Source organism: Bacillus clarus, assembly GCF_000746925.1.
Classification (GTDB): domain Bacteria; phylum Bacillota; class Bacilli; order Bacillales; family Bacillaceae_G; genus Bacillus_A; species Bacillus_A clarus.
Map to the genome: position 1 here is coordinate 3,489,220 of NZ_JMQC01000008.1, position 16,109 is coordinate 3,505,328.

Sequence of the window (16,109 nt, forward strand, 5' to 3'; positions counted from 1 at the left end):
TAAGAATTTTGATCCCTTTTTTCTTAGCGGAATAATATTAAAATTTGATTTGTATTTGTGCGTCTTATAACGAAGAAACCGTTTTCTGCTTTTGTAGCGATGCCCTCATCATTAGGGCGACAATATCCATGAGCCTCGCAAGTGCCATCATCACGCACTAACATTTGTCCGATTAATCCGACAGGTAGCCATTCTGTACGCTCTCTTCTCGATATATATTTGCAAGACGGATTCCATTCAGTATTTAAAAGCGGTTGTGTTTCGTTCGTATATGGGTCTGAAATATATTGACGTTTTCCCCAAGCATCTGTTTTATAGCGCTTTTGCCAACTTAAAGTGGCGCTATTTCCGATGATGGCGGGTGTAGCACTAGAAACTCCTAATATAAATGAATCGCTTGCGTTAGCTTTACGGATTTTTTCTTCTGTACTAAAAGTAACAAAGTAACCGACATCAATCTGTTTTTTGTCTGCGGTTTCGAACATTTGTGCATAGTCAGTACCGCTTGCGTTATAAGAAGCACCTTCAATATACATTTCTCCGTTATGGGCAAGCCATTTCGCACCTATACTAGGCGCGGATTCATTTGTACCATTCGCAATAAACCATGAATAAGCCTCTTCAGCATTCCCGAATCGCCCCATAATGTGGCTCCCCGCAAAATTAGCTGTTGATGTATGGATTCCTTCTGCATGTGAGGAAAAACCGTTTGCGATAGTTGCAGTTCCTTCCGCATGTGCTGCTTCGCCTAGGGCAATCGTATGTTTTCCTTCGGCATGAGAATAAGCCCCGCTTGCTGTCGTTTCACTACCTTCACTATGCGCACTATGTCCAGTAGCTTTTGTTTGTGAGCCTTCTGCGTGTGCAAATGCACCTTGAGCATGAGTAAGAAGCCCTTCCGCATGTGCTGCTATTCCGTCTGCCTTAGATTGAAGTCCTTCTTCATATGCATGTCTTGCTCCCTTTTTCATCTTCTTATTTGTAGGAGTAGGGATAGGAGCGGAGACAGGAGTAGGTGCAAGAGCAGGTGCTTCTGTTTCGCCTTTATTAGTAGAGGTTAATGCTTCTTTCATCTTTTTTACTTGGTTTATAATCGTAGCAGGAATTTCTGGTTGAACTTTTTCCTTTTCCTTTACCGTTACTGGAATGCTTTCTTCTATATTTTCCTGTGTACTTTCTGACTCCGGTATATGTTCATCGTTATTGGAAAGAAGATTCTTTTTCTGTTGTAATTTTCTTTTTTTGCTAGCTATCATTCGCTGCATAATATTATCCTCTAACGATACATATTTTTGTTTGCTTTTATGGTTTTTAGTTGTTTCATGCTCTTCTTTTGTTGCTTCTATAGCGGCAGCGCGTATGCTACACCAATTGTTAATTCCATACATGGGTTGATATAAGGGTAGGAATTTTCTTTTTTGTTTAGAAGATTTTCTCTTCATTCCGTCACCTCCTGCGACAGTATATGCCGCACGATTAAAAAAAGATGCATTTTGTCGCATCTTTTTTTAATCGGTTTATTTAGTTTTAATGAGTAAAATGCCAAGAAATAGCCATTTTTTCCTGCTATTCATAAATTGTATTTTCTATCATTAAGAAGAAAGTTATGAAATTGGGCGGAATTTTTCAAGGACAAGAGGTAGAGAAGAAGGGACAGAAATCGTCTCCATTTCAGGATAACGTAGTCCAGTAAGTTTGCCACCAAATACAGCACCAGTATCAATATTGACCGTATGATTCACAAAGCGAGGTTCATTTACAGGTGTATGTCCATATACAATCCAAGCTTCTCCTTTATAATATTGAGCCCAATCTCTGCGGACAGGAGAGCCGTCGGGATGCTTTTCGCCTGTAATATCACCATATAATACAAATGTTTGTACTTTTTTATCATCTCTTCCTATGTAATCTTGCCGGATGCCAGCGTGGCATACAATTAGTTTCTTTTCATCTAGCACATGATAAAGTGGGGACTGTTCGTAAAGCGCAATGAATTTTTCTTTTATTCTTTTCTGCTCATGAGAAGACAATGCCTCATATTCGGCAACAGTCGTTTCGAGCCCGTGGGCGATTGTGACATTACGTCCGAGGAAAAATCGAAACAGTTTATTGCAGTGATTTCCAGGGGCATAGTAAGCCATTTTTTTATTGATAACAAGTTCCCATACAATTTCGATCATACGTAATGATTCAGGGCCACGATCAGTAATATCACCAACAAAGGCAAGTTGTCGTTTTTCGTTATGAATAGGGAGGCCGCTATCCCACTTATAGCCTAGTTTCGTTGTTAAATCTTGAAACTCTTCAAAGCATCCGTGAATATCACCGATAATGTCGTATTTCATCTCTTTAACCTCCAGCTCATTTTTTCATTAGTATATCTAAAATGGACATGGAAAAAAACATACCGGGCTTGATATGGTTTATTCGAACATAAATGTTTTCGTCCGAGATCGTACGTTTAAGATAAATCCAATGGCAATCATATATGTGAGTAACGAGCTACCCCCATAGCTCATAAGGGGTAATGTTATTCCGGTAATGGGAAGTAATCCGATTGTCATCCCTATGTTTTGGAAGACTTGGAAAGTGAACATGCCAATCGTTCCAGCGCAAAGATAACTACCAAATGGTTCGTTGCTTTCTAAAGCAATATGAATCATTCGGTAAATAAGTAGGAAAAAAAGTGAAATAATAACACTCGCTCCTAAAAATCCAAATTGCTCCGCTACATTTGTGAAAATAAAATCGGTATGGGGCTCTGGAAAGTATACTTGTCCATTTTCCCATCCTTTTCCTTGCATTTCTCCTGATCCAGTAGCTAGGAAAGCTTGTCTTAATTGGTATCCTTGTGTGTCATATTCGTAAGGTGCTAACCAACCGTAGAAGCGATTTAATTGATATTCTTTTAGAATATGCCCTTTAAAGAACGTTGTATGTGCAAAATAAATATAAGTTAGCATAGAGCCGATGACGACAACGAGAGAAGTTAGCCCGAAAATAAAGTGCCAACGTATGCCTGAAACTAAAATCATTGCTGCAAGCATCGCTGAAATAACCATTGTATTCCCTAAGTCTGGTTCTTTCGCAATAAGAAGTAATGGTGGTAAACTGGTACCAAATATTTTCCCGAGTAAAAGCAAGTCTTCACGCGGCGAGCGAAAATGATATTTTTCATTGTGATTTACAATAATTCGCCCAACGACAATAATTAAAAATAATTTCATGATCTCAGAAGGTTGGAAGTTGCCGATACCTGGTAATCGGTACCAAGCGGTAGCACCTTTAATCGTTATAGCTCCTGGGATTTTGAGTTCCAGTCCAATGAGAAGTAACATTGCAAATCCATATAAATACCATGCGATTTGTTTATAACGATCAAAGTCAATAATCATAATGGCGATGATTGCTATCGTTCCAATGATGTACCATTGAATTTGTTTCAGTACAAAATTTACTTTTTGTAAAAGCGGTGGTAAAGATGGCTGTGCGCTTGCAATAGCAAGACAACTAACAGTCCCAATTGTAAGTAAAATCAGTATCAATATGTAATCTATTCGATATTGAGAATTTTTGTCTTTCACCGTACGTAGTCCTTTCTATTCTCTTCGTGTAATAAAAATAAGACGCTATTATCATAGTAACGGATTTTAAGTTGTTTCGTTTATTATCTCGCTACTTGCGGGCAGTAATACTTTCTACCTCAAAATTCGGTGAAAGCAAAGAAGTTAGGTGGAAGATACACAGCCTGTAACAGCCTTCACTATATAGGGTTATGTCAGATAACAAACTGGAAAGAATTTTGCTAGACAAAAGCAAGGTTGAAATTGCTTCAACCTTGCTAGTGAGGAGAATGAATCTGTAATTCATTCTGAATGGATTGAAGACAATAAAGCAGTCGAGGTTGTGCATCTTCTGGTGCTAAGTCTGGATTAGCCTTGTAGTATTGAAGTGATCCGGTAATCCACTGTAAGGCACAACGTATTCCAGAGAGATAATCTTCACGATTTTGTAAAAAGCCATACTTTCGTGAAGTAAGGATAAGATGAGTAAAATCTTCTATTCCTTCTAACAATTTTTGCTGAAATTGCTGACCACTGTGATAACGAAAACTGCTGAGTGGTTCAGCAATATATACTGCTTTTCCTTTTGATAGTAAATGGACCCATGAGGCCATATCAATGGAACAGTTATATTTTCTAGTATTTAACGTGCCGAATTTTTCAGTTAAGAATAATTTATTAAATAATACAGTTGTAGGCTCTCCAATTATGTTATTGCTTGTTGTTAACATCGTATTTCCGATTTGTATGCCCTCGATTATTGTATCTATTTGAAAAAGTTGAACTGGGAGAGGAATATCTATTTTTTCTTTTATGGTGATTCCTTCTTCATTGATTAGCTCCCGATAGGAAGTAACAAGTACAATTTCATTTTTTGTATCTTGTTGAAAATAGGCCATCATTTTTTCTATTTTTTCATGATGAAAGAGATCATCATCCATTAAATAATTTACGTATACACCATTTGCTCTTTCTAATAACATAAGACCATTATGAAACTGCCCTAATGTTGAGGGGTTTCGGATGTAGGTGATTTGCTCGTAGTTTGGTAAGTATTGTGTACGTAATAATGTTTCTGTTTCATCGTTTGTACTATCATCCCCGATAAGGATTTCTATGTTTGGATATGTTTGGGCGAGAGCACTCTCTAATGCGATTTGAAAATAATGTGGACGATTGAAAGTTGGGATTAAAATGGAAACAAGCGGCGTGTGTGTTGATGTATTCATAAAGGTGAAATATCCTTTTTGTTGTTTTTCTTCCGAAGTATCATTATATCTTGATAGCTTGTAAATGTTGTTCGTCCACACCAAGAGCCGAAATGAATAGGTTCTACAAAGTGTGCATTATATTTTGTAAATAAGTTACGAACCCACTCTTCAGCATATGAAACTGCAAATTCAGGCATATCTTTATTTACGACATAACAATCACCGAGGTTATGGCGAAAAGAGAGTGTACTTAGTCCAGCATTGAGATAGTATATCGATTCTGGATTGATAAGGAAAAAAGTGACGAAGCATCGCCCATTGTTTTTCATAACACGTAAAACTTCAGAAAAATAATGTTCCAATTCCTCTGGAAGTAAATGAGTAAATACAGAAGTTAAAAAGACAAAATCGAATGTTTCATCTTCATATGGAAAACGGAATTGCGATGCTGATATTGTTCCTTTTGGATTATAAAACTGATTGTGTACATTCACATGTTGGAAATGAAAGTTATTATATTTTGGAGAAATATGAGTTTGACACCAGGAGATGCCTTGCTGAAAAATATCAAATCCATGATAACTACCTTGTTTATTTAAGTAAGTTGTTAATGGAACAGCTATTCTACCAACGCCGCACCCGACATCTAATACATGTTCATCGCGTTTTAAATTCCCAATTTCAATGAAGTGACGAAGAAATTCTTCGCCAACTTCACAGAAATTTCCCCCTACATATTGAACCAGCTCAGGAGGTGGTAGCAATTCTTCATTGTGATTACTTACATTTTGATCCATATATGCACTCTCCTATTATATTTTGTTTGTAAGTTAAAAAAAGTTCCCTTACCATTTAGATGAAAATGGTAGGGAAGCAATACCTTTAACAGACCAGACCGATTGGGATCTGTTGTGAATTGTGAGCATATGCCCATATAAAGGAAAAAATGTGCTTATTCTTTACGCCAATAGACACCAAATTGATCAATTATTGTAATAGGTGTTTCAATCCCTCTTTGCTTGCGAAAATCAGTTACAGCTTCTGCACATGTCGATAATGCATAATCATCAATGATAATAAAACCGCCTTTTGACACTTTGTCATATAAATTAACTAATCCATCCATTGTCGATTCATACATATCACCATCCAGGCGAGCGATGGCTATTTTTTCAACGGGTGCTGTAGGCAATGTATCTTTAAACCATCCTTTAAGGAATTGTACTTGGTCGTCAAGTAAATCATATTTTTCAAAGTTTTGTTGAACTTGTTCTAATGAAACGCGTAAATAATCAAATGTATGTAAATAGTCGCCAGAATCTTTCGGATATGCTTCAATGTTTGGGACAGGAAGTCCTTCGAAGGAATCGGCAACCCATACAGTTCGATTTGTTATATTATGAGCTTGTAAAAAACCACGCATGAAAATACAGGAACCACCGCGCCATACACCTGTTTCGATAAAATCTCCTTCTATATTTTCACGTACAACGGTTTCCATTGCATGATGAAGCTGGTTCATGCGAATGCGACCAATCATGCTATGTGCAGCTCTTGGCCAATCATTACCGCCTTTTCGTTCGTCTTTTGAAATATGAGATTTAACAATTTTTAAATGATTTGCCTCAGCATATTGTTTAATGAACAGTGGAACAGGAACGGTAATAGGATCGTAATGTAAATCGTTTGTAATATGTAATGATGCTGGTAAATATGCTTCGTACTCTAACCAAATTTCAAATAAAATTGTTTTCTTCAATAATTCAAGGTATAGCTGAACAGCTGTTTCATTTTGCATAAGAGCCCCTCCTAAGAAATTACATACAATAGTATGAGTATGAGAAAAAAACTGAATTCATGAATGAAAAGCCTATAAAAAAGGCAGTAAAACTTATAAAAGTTTTACTGCCAATAAGACAGGTTATGCTACTTTTTCAATAATAATGGATGCATTTACACCTAAAGCAAGCGATAATCCAAGTCCAGTAGCAATAACTTCAATTATAGCTGGTGTTACGATTGGTGTAATAGCTTGCACGACCATTGTTGATCCAACTGAAATAAGGCTTACGCCAGTTCCTGGAACAGGAGCGCCATTTACTTGAATTTCAAGACCACCTAACAAGCTAATTAATGAAGTGTAGACAATAACTGTAATTTTATAGAATCCAGTTTGACTAATAAAGTATGTTTGAGGAGTTAGTTGTGTAATTGCTGTACCGAATTGTGCGCCAACTGTGTTAAATCCGACTGGCGTGTTAACACCAAGGGTGATACCAAGACCAGAGTTGAAAGCATACAACCCTGCAGGAAGCCCTAAACCACTTGGTCCACTTGGTCCAGTCGGTCCAGTTGGTCCAGTCGGTCCAGTCGGTCCAGTTGGCCCAGTGCAACATGGTCCAGTCGGTCCAGTTGGTCCAGTTGGCCCAGATGGAAGAGTAAATGGCGGAATTGGTGGTAATGTAGGTCCTACAAAATTAGGGTCGAACGCACTAGCTGATAAAACCTCTTCAGGATTTAAATCATTTGAAAAATTTTCGTTTGACATAAATTCACCTCCATAAAGCTTTCATTATATAGTAGATGCAAAAGCCGAAGAAAATGACACGGACAGATGAATTATTTAAAAGAATTATATAAAGCTTGAACATTATCAATTTTTTTGGAAAGTTTTTGTGCTCTTCCACATATGATTAAGTTTGAAGAGGGTGATAACTGTGAGAGAAAAGGAGATTACAATTAGTTTATGTATGATTGTTCGAGATGAAGAACAGACGATTGGAAGATGTTTGGAATCTGTTCAGCAACTTGTAGATGAAATCATCATTGTTGATACAGGATCGATAGATCGAACGAAAGAAATTGTAGCAGACTACACATCCGATCTATATGAATTTCAGTGGATTGATGACTTTGCGGCGGCTAGAAATTTTTCATTTTCTAAGGCTACGCAAGAGTATATCTTTTGGATGGATGCTGACGATATTTTGACGGAAGAGGCACAAGAGGAATTTAAAATATTAAAACGAGAGCTAGAGGGAACGGTCGATGCGGTATCGATGCCTTATCATCTTGTTATGGATTCGAACGGAAAACCTTTATATGCTTCAAGGCGTCACCGGCTTGTGAAACGAGAAAGGCAATTTCAGTGGTTTGGCAAAGTGCATGAATATTTAGCTGTATCTGGAGAGATTTTCAAGAGTGACGTGGCGATTACGCATAGAAAAGAAAAGAAGCCGACGGATCGGAACTTCAAAATTTTTCAAAATATAATGAAGAACGGAGAAGAATTAACGCCAAGAGACATTTTCTATTATGCGAATGAATGTACAGATCACCAAAAGTATCGGGAAGCCATTCCCTTATACGAAATGTTTTTAGAAGGTGGGGAAGGTTGGAAGGAAGATGTCATTTATGCTTGTGGTAAGTTAGGAGATTGTTACGTCCAACTTGGAGAGTGGGAGAAGGCGATTGAAGCGTGTGTAAAGTCTTTTCTATATGATATTCCAAGAGGTGAAGTTTGTACACGACTAGGAGATATATATAGGGAGTTGCAAAGGTATAATGAAGCAATTTTTTGGTACAAATTAGCAACGGAAGTTACAGTGCCAACAGAGTCTCCTTTCCATAGTCCTGCAAGTTATACGTGGATTCCGTATTTGCAAATGTGCATATGCTATAGCCGTCTAGGAGAGCATGAAAAGGCTTATTATTATAATGAGTTAGCAGCAGCATATGTGCCCAATGATGCTGCTATTGAATACAACCGTAAATATTTTAGAAATTTGTTTCAAAAAGAATGAGAGTACGTAATTGCGCAAGTGAAAATTAGAATTAGGGTTATAGAATACATTTTGCCAAACTATAATACTATAAGCACTCATTATAATATGCGAGGGTGAGGACCTGTGTGTTAATGAGTATTATTATTTTAACTCACAATCAATTACACAAAAGAGTGTATGAATAGTGTGAGAAAATATACAAAACAAGGGAGTTACGAATGAATTGTTGTAGATCATCCATCAATTAATGGAATTGTAGAGTGGTTATAATTACAATCTGAGATACTCGTCATACAAAATCGACTCAATGCCGGGTTGCCAAGCGGATGCAGGGAATTAAGAAAGTGAAAGGCGTTGAAGAGAAGCAGGAAACAGTACGGATTGCTAAGCAAGTTGTTCTGACAACGCATATGACTCTGCATGATTTACATAACATATTTCTAGTCAATATGTTTGCTACTATTCTTCTTTAAAGTCTTGCTTACTGTGAAAATATGCAGACTGTGATAAAAGGAATTGCCCATTGATTGAAACAAGATTGTGTTTTTACTATTAATGGTAAATATTACAATCGAGTTGAACAGTGATTTTTTTATAACAGAGAAAACAACAAGGAAGACAAAAAGGGATATAGTTGAGAAGGAATGACTGTTATGCATCGCATTGTAATTTGTTATATACAAAATTCATTATGGGTAAGGAGGGAACCTCAATGAGTAAAGAAGAATCTTCTTTATATCAAGAAAAGCCTGATTTTTATTATGGTGGTGCAAATCCTGAATTAGTAAAACATATAAAAGATGAGTGGAAAGAAGTGCTTGATATTGGATGTGCTGAAGGTGGTTTAGGAGCAATAATAAAAGCAAAGGGAATACGTGTCTCTGGGATTGAAGCTTTTCCAGAAGCTGCACAAAAAGCAAGAGAAAAGCTTGATCACGTCGTTCAAGGCAATATTGAAACGATGGAGTTGCCATATAAACCAGAGCAATTTGATTGTATCATTTTTGGAGATGTACTAGAGCATTTATTTGATCCATGGGCAGTTCTGGAAAAAGTAAAACCATATTTAAAGCAGGGTGGTGTCATTTTAACGAGTATACCAAATGTTGCGCATATTTCAGTATTAACGTCTTTACTTTCTGGAAATTGGACGTATACAGACTATGGTTTAATGGATAAAACGCATATTCGCTTTTTTACATTTAACGAAATGTTACGTTTGTTTTTTAATTCAGGTTTTAATATTAGTAAAATTGATCGTGTATATGTTGACCATGATAGCTATATTCCACTTATTGAAGATTTAAGTGAGGTTTGTAAAAAATATAACATCGGAAGTGGGTTTATGGCTGAAACAGTTGTATTTCAATATGTTATTGAAGCGGAGAAATTGTAAGTATGAATACGGGTGAAAAAACAATTTTATTTGTTACTTGTGTAAATGATCATAAAATGTATGCGCAATGTGTGAAACATATTTTAAATTTGTCAGTACCAGATTCGTACAAAGTAGAGTTTTTCCCCATTCTAAGAGCAGAAAGCATGACAAGTGGATATAACAAAGCAGTTTCACATCCAGCAAAATATAAAGTGTATTTACATCAAGATGTATTCATTGTAAATCATGGGTTTTTATATGAACTTCTCCGATTGTTTAACTCTCATGAACATTTAGGAATGATTGGTATGGTTGGAGCGCAGTATGTTACGCCCAATGGGCTATGGCACGAAGGGAAAGGCGTTGTCGGTAAAGTAGTAGGATATATGAATGATCTATTTTATATGGCTACACAAGAGAAGGAGTATCATGAAGCTAAAACATTTATCCCTGTGGAAGCAATCGATGGATTGTTAATGGCCACGCAGTATGATGTACCGTGGCGTGATGATCTTTTTGACGGATTTCATTTTTATGATTTGTCGCAATCATTTGAATTTCGTAAAGCGGGGTATACAGTAGGAGTTCCTGTTCAGCGTGATGCTTGGTGTATTCATTATCACATCGGTTTAAATATGGAGCATTATGAGAAGTATCGTCAAATTTTTGTAGAGAACTATATATCGGATTCAAATCTTCAAACGTGAAAGAAAGGATTGCGATGATGAAAGAAAAGACGATTTTGGTTGTCGTTTGTGTGAATCATGAAGAGCTTTTTGAACAGTGTGAGAGGCAAATTAAAAATGTCATTGTCCCACCTGAATTTCAAGTTCAGATATTCCCGATATATAATGCAAAAAGCATGACAGGTGCATATAATCAGGCGCTTTCATATCCAGCGAAATATAAAGTGTATTTGCATCAAGATACGTTTATTATTAATCGTAATTTATTTATAGATCTAATTTCTGTTTTTGCATCTAATGAAAAGCTTGGTTTGATTGGAGTAGCTGGGTGTCAGTACTTACCTCAGAATGGTATATGGTGGGAAGGGAAAAATTTAGTCGGGCAAGTGATTGAATATAGAAGAAAAAACTATCAGTTATTAAGTTTGGAAAAGGAATTCTACGGATCCAAAACCTTTACTTCAGTGCAAGCGATTGATGGATTATTAATGGCCACGCAATATGATTTACCATGGCGTGAAGATTTATTTGATGGATTTCATTTCTACGATGTTTCTCAGTCACTAGAATTTAGAAAAGCAGGTTATTTAGTTGGTATTCCTGACCAAACAAGGATATGGTGTATTCATTATAATGGAGATGAATTTGATTCGATTGCTTATGAGAAATATCGTCAAGTTTTTGTAAAACACTATAAAGATACTTTATCTCCAACATAAAGGAGAGGTTGAGATGAAGGGAATTATTTTAGCGGGAGGAACAGGATCAAGACTATATCCAATTACGAAAGTGACAAATAAGCATTTACTTCCAGTTGGGCGTTATCCGATGATCTATCATGCAGTATACAAATTAAAACAGTGTAAGATTACTGATATTATGGTGGTTACTGGAAAAGAACATATGGGAGATGTTGTTAACTTTTTAGGAAGTGGCTATGATTTTGGAGTATCGTTTACTTATCGTGTGCAAGATCGCGCGGGAGGTATTGCAGAGGCCTTAGGGTTATGCGAGCATTTCGTTGGTGATAATCGAATGCTAGTCATACTTGGTGACAATATTTTTTCAGATGAGCTGCGTCCATATGTAGAAGAATATATGGAGCAAGAGCAAGGAGCAAAAGTATTGCTACAAAAGGTGGAAGATCCAGCAAGATTTGGTGTACCATCTATCGAAAATGGAAAGATTATCGAGATTGAGGAAAAGCCGAAAGAACCAAAAAGTTCATATGCAGTTACAGGGATTTATATGTATGATGCACAAGTATTTTCATATATTAAGCATTTAAAACCATCAGCAAGGGGAGAACTTGAAGTTACAGATATAAACAATTGGTATTTGAAAAGAGAAGTACTTACTTATAATGAGATGAGCGGCTGGTGGACGGATGCTGGAACTCATACTTCTCTTCAAACAGCAAATATATTTGCACGGGATATAGACTTTGGGAAACAGTTTAATGGGGAATAGGTGAGAGTATGGAAGTCATTGAAACGTATTTTACTGGTGTGAAATTGTTGGAACCGCAATTGTTTCAAGATGACCGTGGTTTTTTTTCAGAAAGCTATAATAAGAAAACATTAGAACAGATTGGCGCTACACATGCGTTTATTCAAGATAATATTTCCTATTCTGCTAAAGCAGGTACGATTCGAGGATTGCATTTTCAAAAAGAACCAAAAGCACAAACAAAACTTGTTCAAGTCGTGCAAGGTGCAATTTATGATGTGATTGTCGATTTGCGTACTGAATCGCCCACATATAGACAATGGCAAGGGTATATTTTAAGCGCCGATAATCACAGGCAACTGCTTGTTCCAAAAGGGTTTGCTCATGGTTTTTGCACGCTTGTTCCGGAAACAATTGTTATGTATAAAGTCGATGAGTATTATAGTCCTATGCATGATAGCGGGATTCATTGGGATGATGAACAATTAGCAATTCCTTGGCCAGTAAAGGAGCCGATTTTATCGGAAAAAGATCGATTCCTCCCAAAAATTAGTGAGTGTGAAGATATTAAGTAGGAGAGTTGTACATGAATATATTAGTAACCGGTGGAGCTGGATTTATTGGTAGTAACTTTATACATTATATGTTACGAACATATGAAACATATCGTATCATAAATTACGATGCTTTAACTTACAGTGGGAATCTTGAAAACTTATATTCTGTTGATCAAGATTCCCGCTATTCTTTTATAAAAGGGGACATTCAAAACCGTGAACTTGTAGAATATGTTATTCAGCAATATGAAGTGCAAGCGATTGTAAATTTTGCAGCGGAATCACATGTAGATCGCAGTATTGAAAATCCGATACCTTTCTATAATACAAACGTAATTGGTACAGTAACATTATTAGAATTAGTAAAAAAATATCCTCATATTAAATTGGTGCAAGTATCAACGGATGAGGTATACGGTTCTTTGGGGGATGAAGGGAAATTTACAGAACATACTTCTTTAGATCCAAGTAGTCCATACTCTTCTAGTAAGGCAAGTGCAGATATGATTGCTTTATCTTATTATAAAACGTATCAATTGCCGATTATTGTGACACGCTGTTCCAATAACTATGGACCATATCAATATCCTGAGAAGTTGATTCCACTCATGATTACGAATGCACTTGAAGGAAAAAAGCTACCGTTATACGGAGATGGATTGAATATACGAGATTGGCTTCATGTGAATGATCATTGTAGTGCCATTGATGTTGTACTGCATAAAGGGAATTTTGGAGAAGTGTACAACATTGGTGGAAATAATGAAAAAACAAATATAGATGTAGTTGAACAGATCATGAATTTACTGGAAAAAACAAAAGAAGATCTTCGGTTTGTTACAGATAGATTAGGGCATGATCGTCGCTATGCAATTGATGCGAAAAAAATGAAAGAAGAGTTAGGATGGGAACCGCAGTATACGTTTGAACAAGGGCTACAAGAAACGGTTAAGTGGTATAAAAAGAATAGGCAGTGGTGGAAGCCATTAAAGGAACAATAAGGGGTTCGCAGATGAAAGAACGGATTATTGTAACCGGAGCAAATGGTCAATTGGGAAAACAAGTAGTGGAAGAGTTAAGTTCAGATGTGTATGAAATTTATCCATTTGATAAACATGCATTAGATATTACGAATATGTCTCAAGTCATGCATATTTTGAAACAAATACATCCTCACGTTATCATTCATTGCGCTGCTTATACAAAAGTAGATGCAGCAGAGGAAGAAGAAGAGTTAGCTTATTTAGTAAATGCAATTGGCACGAGAAATGTAGCAGTTGCCTCTCAAAATCTGGGAGCGAAATTCGTTTATATAAGTACAGATTATGTATTTCCTGGTGATAAGATGGATGGGTATCATGAGTTTTATACGCCAGCACCGGTGAATGTATACGGTGCGTCGAAATATGTAGGAGAGCTGTTTGTAAAAGAGTTACATAATAAATATTTTATTATACGTACATCGTGGCTTTACGGGAAATATGGAAACAACTTTGTGAAAACGATGATAAGATTAGGAAAAGAAAAAGACAGTGTAACTGTTGTTGCTGATCAAGTTGGCTCTCCTACGTATGTGACGGATTTGATTGCTGTAATTAAGAAGCTCATGAATACGTCATTATATGGTACGTATCACGTATCAAATCGGGGCTCATGTTCTTGGTTTGAATTTGCGCAGAAGATTTTCTCTCATATAAATATAAAAGTAAAGGTATTACCTGTTTCGACTGAGGAATTTGGTGCGAGGGCAACTAGACCGAAATATTCAATTTTTCAACATAGAATGTTACAATTAAATGGTTTTTCACAAATGCCTTCTTGGGAAGAAGGATTAGAGCGCTTCTTTATAGAAACAAAAAGTCACTAGTGAATTTGAACTAGTGATTTTTTGTTTGCCTTTAGACCATTTTATGGTACTATAAATATAGTATCAGGTACTAATAACAAGTATAATAATGTTTGGGAGGATATATCATGGAACTATTACAAGGGAAAACATTTGTTGTTATGGGCGTAGCGAACCAAAGAAGTATTGCATGGGGAATTGCACGCTCTTTGCATAATGCAGGAGCAAAATTAATATTCACATATGCAGGAGAACGTTTAGAGAAGAATGTTCGCGATTTAGCGGCAACATTAGAAGGACAAGAATCACTTGTGTTACCTTGTGATGTAACGAATGATGAAGAACTTGCAACTTGTTTTGAAACAATTAAGCAAGAAGTTGGTACGATTCATGGTGTTGCACATTGTATCGCTTTCGCAAATCGTGATGATTTAAAAGGCGAATTTGTAGATACTTCTCGCGACGGCTTTTTACTTGCGCAAAACATTAGCGCGTTCTCTTTAACAGCTGTAGCAAGAGAAGCAAAAAAAGTGATGACAGAAGGCGGAAATATTTTAACTTTAACATACCTTGGCGGAGAACGTGTTGTGAAAAACTATAATGTCATGGGTGTTGCGAAAGCTTCATTAGAAGCTAGCGTTAAATATTTAGCGAATGATTTAGGGCAACATGGTATTCGTGTAAATGCTATTTCAGCAGGGCCAATCCGTACGCTATCTGCAAAAGGTGTTGGAGATTTCAACTCTATTTTAAGAGATATTGAAGAGCGTTCACCACTTCGCCGTACAACAACTCCAGAAGAAGTTGGAGATACAGCAGTATTCTTATTTAGTGATTTAGCACGCGGCGTAACAGGTGAAAATATTCATGTTGATTCAGGATATCATATTTTAGGATAAATAAAATATTGATTACAGTGCATGTTTGGATTGTAAATCAATTGAAAGGACAGTCTCATTAGGAGACTGTCCTTTTTTCTTTTTAGAAACAGAAATGCTATGGATTCATCTTCTATGTAGCTAAGAAAGATTTTTAACGAAAGTTCTGAAGGCTTCATGAATATAACTATAATAGTACACGATTTATGGAAGTAGGAGGGACGAGTGTGGAGAATAAAAATAAAAGTTCAACAGTCGGAAAACCGTTGTTATATATTGCTCAAGTTAGTTCGAATCTTGTTAGACCGAAAATGCAAAGAATACTTATCACAAAAATTGAAAATGGTGATAGACAAGAGCGAAGTAATAGCGATCAAAATGTTATAAATCAAGTAGAAGAAGTGGAAACAGAGCAAGAATTCCAAGAAAATGAAGAACAACACCAAGAACAACAAGAACACTACCAACAACAAGTGGAACAGGTGACGACGGTTCCAAACAACAAATCATTTAAAGATATGAGCAATGAAGAAAAAATACACTTTTTATTAAATCGACCTCATTATATTCCGAAAGTAAGGTGCAGAATAAAAACAAATACAGTTTCGTATGTAGGATCAATTATATCGTACCGAGATGGAGTCGTTTTTATTATGCCACCAAATAGTATGAGAGATATTAAGCTATCCATAGAAGATATTAAATCAATTGATATGGCGGGTTTATAAATATGTAAAGGTGGTAGAAATCATCTAC

At 36.4% G+C, this 16,109-nt stretch carries 18 protein-coding genes; 11 read left to right on the top strand and 7 right to left on the bottom strand.

Annotated features, from left to right (window positions below; translation table 11 throughout):
* Positions 1 to 23 precede the first annotated feature (23 nt).
* The 7 genes from DJ93_RS32305 to DJ93_RS18725 form a co-directional block, all read right to left on the bottom strand.
* Positions 24 to 1,442: a peptidase G2 autoproteolytic cleavage domain-containing protein gene (locus tag DJ93_RS32305; RefSeq protein WP_042982488.1), complete on the bottom strand. Its 1,419-nt coding sequence runs from the start codon at positions 1,440 to 1,442 to the stop codon at positions 24 to 26.
* A gap of 162 nt (positions 1,443 to 1,604) precedes the next feature.
* Positions 1,605 to 2,345 carry a bis(5'-nucleosyl)-tetraphosphatase PrpE gene (gene prpE, locus DJ93_RS18700; RefSeq protein WP_042982489.1) on the bottom strand — a complete coding sequence of 247 codons (741 nt, stop codon included), beginning with the start codon at positions 2,343 to 2,345 and terminating at the stop codon, positions 1,605 to 1,607.
* Between the two features lie 78 nt (positions 2,346 to 2,423).
* Positions 2,424 to 3,584, bottom strand: coding sequence for an FtsW/RodA/SpoVE family cell cycle protein (locus DJ93_RS18705; protein ID WP_042982491.1), 1,161 nt, complete (start codon positions 3,582 to 3,584; stop codon positions 2,424 to 2,426).
* Positions 3,585 to 3,841: 257 nt separating this feature from the next.
* Complete coding sequence (locus DJ93_RS18710) at positions 3,842 to 4,792, bottom strand: glycosyltransferase family 2 protein (RefSeq protein WP_042982492.1); 951 nt, start codon at positions 4,790 to 4,792, stop codon at positions 3,842 to 3,844.
* Positions 4,789 to 5,571 (bottom strand): class I SAM-dependent methyltransferase, encoded by a 783-nt coding sequence (locus DJ93_RS18715; RefSeq protein ID WP_042982494.1) that lies wholly within the window; start codon positions 5,569 to 5,571, stop codon positions 4,789 to 4,791. Before DJ93_RS18715 ends, DJ93_RS18710 begins: the two co-directional genes overlap by 4 nt.
* Positions 5,572 to 5,726: 155 nt before the next feature.
* Entirely contained in the window at positions 5,727 to 6,572 is an 846-nt protein-coding gene (locus DJ93_RS18720) for a TylF/MycF family methyltransferase (RefSeq protein ID WP_042982495.1), read from the bottom strand.
* A gap of 123 nt (positions 6,573 to 6,695) precedes the next feature.
* The gene (locus tag DJ93_RS18725) at positions 6,696 to 7,322 is read right to left on the bottom strand and encodes a BclA C-terminal domain-containing protein (protein ID WP_042982498.1); all 627 of its coding nucleotides are present in this window, start codon (positions 7,320 to 7,322) and stop codon (positions 6,696 to 6,698) included.
* 202 nt (positions 7,323 to 7,524) lie between these two features.
* On the opposite strand from DJ93_RS18725, the gene DJ93_RS18730 reads away from it, so the two are divergent.
* The 11 genes from DJ93_RS18730 (at position 7,525) to DJ93_RS18775 (ending at position 16,081) form a co-directional block, all read left to right on the top strand.
* On the top strand, positions 7,525 to 8,577 hold the full coding sequence (locus tag DJ93_RS18730; protein WP_052109682.1) for a glycosyltransferase: 1,053 nt from the start codon (positions 7,525 to 7,527) through the stop codon (positions 8,575 to 8,577).
* 308 nt (positions 8,578 to 8,885) lie between these two features.
* On the top strand, positions 8,886 to 9,032 hold the full coding sequence (locus DJ93_RS32835) for a hypothetical protein (RefSeq protein WP_161785253.1): 147 nt from the start codon (positions 8,886 to 8,888) through the stop codon (positions 9,030 to 9,032).
* Positions 9,033 to 9,271: 239 nt separating this feature from the next.
* The gene (locus DJ93_RS18735; RefSeq protein WP_042982501.1) at positions 9,272 to 9,955 is read left to right on the top strand and encodes a class I SAM-dependent methyltransferase; all 684 of its coding nucleotides are present in this window, start codon (positions 9,272 to 9,274) and stop codon (positions 9,953 to 9,955) included.
* A gap of 2 nt (positions 9,956 to 9,957) precedes the next feature.
* A complete protein-coding gene (locus DJ93_RS18740) occupies positions 9,958 to 10,644 on the top strand; it encodes a glycosyltransferase family protein (RefSeq protein WP_042982502.1) in 687 nt (228 codons plus the stop codon).
* Positions 10,645 to 10,661: 17 nt separating this feature from the next.
* Positions 10,662 to 11,342, top strand: coding sequence for a glycosyltransferase family protein (locus DJ93_RS18745; protein WP_042984254.1), 681 nt, complete (start codon positions 10,662 to 10,664; stop codon positions 11,340 to 11,342).
* 13 nt (positions 11,343 to 11,355) lie between these two features.
* Entirely contained in the window at positions 11,356 to 12,093 is a 738-nt protein-coding gene (locus tag DJ93_RS18750) for a sugar phosphate nucleotidyltransferase (protein ID WP_042982503.1), read from the top strand.
* Positions 12,094 to 12,101: 8 nt separating this feature from the next.
* On the top strand, positions 12,102 to 12,647 hold the full coding sequence (rfbC, locus tag DJ93_RS18755; RefSeq protein ID WP_042982505.1) for a dTDP-4-dehydrorhamnose 3,5-epimerase: 546 nt from the start codon (positions 12,102 to 12,104) through the stop codon (positions 12,645 to 12,647).
* Between the two features lie 11 nt (positions 12,648 to 12,658).
* Positions 12,659 to 13,630 carry a dTDP-glucose 4,6-dehydratase gene (gene rfbB, locus DJ93_RS18760; protein ID WP_042982506.1) on the top strand — a complete coding sequence of 324 codons (972 nt, stop codon included), beginning with the start codon at positions 12,659 to 12,661 and terminating at the stop codon, positions 13,628 to 13,630.
* An 11-nt stretch (positions 13,631 to 13,641) separates the two neighbouring features.
* Positions 13,642 to 14,496, top strand: a complete 855-nt coding sequence (rfbD, locus tag DJ93_RS18765; protein ID WP_042982507.1) for a dTDP-4-dehydrorhamnose reductase — start codon at positions 13,642 to 13,644, stop codon at positions 14,494 to 14,496.
* Positions 14,497 to 14,603: 107 nt separating this feature from the next.
* The gene (fabI, locus tag DJ93_RS18770) at positions 14,604 to 15,374 is read left to right on the top strand and encodes an enoyl-ACP reductase FabI (protein ID WP_042982510.1); all 771 of its coding nucleotides are present in this window, start codon (positions 14,604 to 14,606) and stop codon (positions 15,372 to 15,374) included.
* Between the two features lie 185 nt (positions 15,375 to 15,559).
* Positions 15,560 to 16,081 (top strand): CotO family spore coat protein, encoded by a 522-nt coding sequence (locus DJ93_RS18775; RefSeq protein ID WP_080743526.1) that lies wholly within the window; start codon positions 15,560 to 15,562, stop codon positions 16,079 to 16,081.
* Positions 16,082 to 16,109: the final 28 nt, after the last annotated feature.

Coding starts and splice junctions, on each gene's coding strand:
- DJ93_RS18720 (WP_042982495.1), bottom strand. CDS start 6,572: ATGCAAAATGAAACAGCTGTTCAGCTATACCTTGAATTATTGAAGAAA.
- DJ93_RS32305 (WP_042982488.1), bottom strand. CDS start 1,442: ATGAAGAGAAAATCTTCTAAACAAAAAAGAAAATTCCTACCCTTATAT.
- DJ93_RS18775 (WP_080743526.1), top strand. CDS start 15,560: ATGGAAGTAGGAGGGACGAGTGTGGAGAATAAAAATAAAAGTTCAACA.
- DJ93_RS18735 (WP_042982501.1), top strand. CDS start 9,272: ATGAGTAAAGAAGAATCTTCTTTATATCAAGAAAAGCCTGATTTTTAT.
- DJ93_RS18740 (WP_042982502.1), top strand. CDS start 9,958: ATGAATACGGGTGAAAAAACAATTTTATTTGTTACTTGTGTAAATGAT.
- fabI (WP_042982510.1), top strand. CDS start 14,604: ATGGAACTATTACAAGGGAAAACATTTGTTGTTATGGGCGTAGCGAAC.
- DJ93_RS32835 (WP_161785253.1), top strand. CDS start 8,886: ATGCAGGGAATTAAGAAAGTGAAAGGCGTTGAAGAGAAGCAGGAAACA.
- DJ93_RS18745 (WP_042984254.1), top strand. CDS start 10,662: ATGAAAGAAAAGACGATTTTGGTTGTCGTTTGTGTGAATCATGAAGAG.
- DJ93_RS18710 (WP_042982492.1), bottom strand. CDS start 4,792: ATGAATACATCAACACACACGCCGCTTGTTTCCATTTTAATCCCAACT.
- prpE (WP_042982489.1), bottom strand. CDS start 2,345: ATGAAATACGACATTATCGGTGATATTCACGGATGCTTTGAAGAGTTT.
- rfbB (WP_042982506.1), top strand. CDS start 12,659: ATGAATATATTAGTAACCGGTGGAGCTGGATTTATTGGTAGTAACTTT.
- rfbD (WP_042982507.1), top strand. CDS start 13,642: ATGAAAGAACGGATTATTGTAACCGGAGCAAATGGTCAATTGGGAAAA.
- rfbC (WP_042982505.1), top strand. CDS start 12,102: ATGGAAGTCATTGAAACGTATTTTACTGGTGTGAAATTGTTGGAACCG.
- DJ93_RS18715 (WP_042982494.1), bottom strand. CDS start 5,571: ATGGATCAAAATGTAAGTAATCACAATGAAGAATTGCTACCACCTCCT.
- DJ93_RS18725 (WP_042982498.1), bottom strand. CDS start 7,322: ATGTCAAACGAAAATTTTTCAAATGATTTAAATCCTGAAGAGGTTTTA.
- DJ93_RS18730 (WP_052109682.1), top strand. CDS start 7,525: ATGATTGTTCGAGATGAAGAACAGACGATTGGAAGATGTTTGGAATCT.
- DJ93_RS18750 (WP_042982503.1), top strand. CDS start 11,356: ATGAAGGGAATTATTTTAGCGGGAGGAACAGGATCAAGACTATATCCA.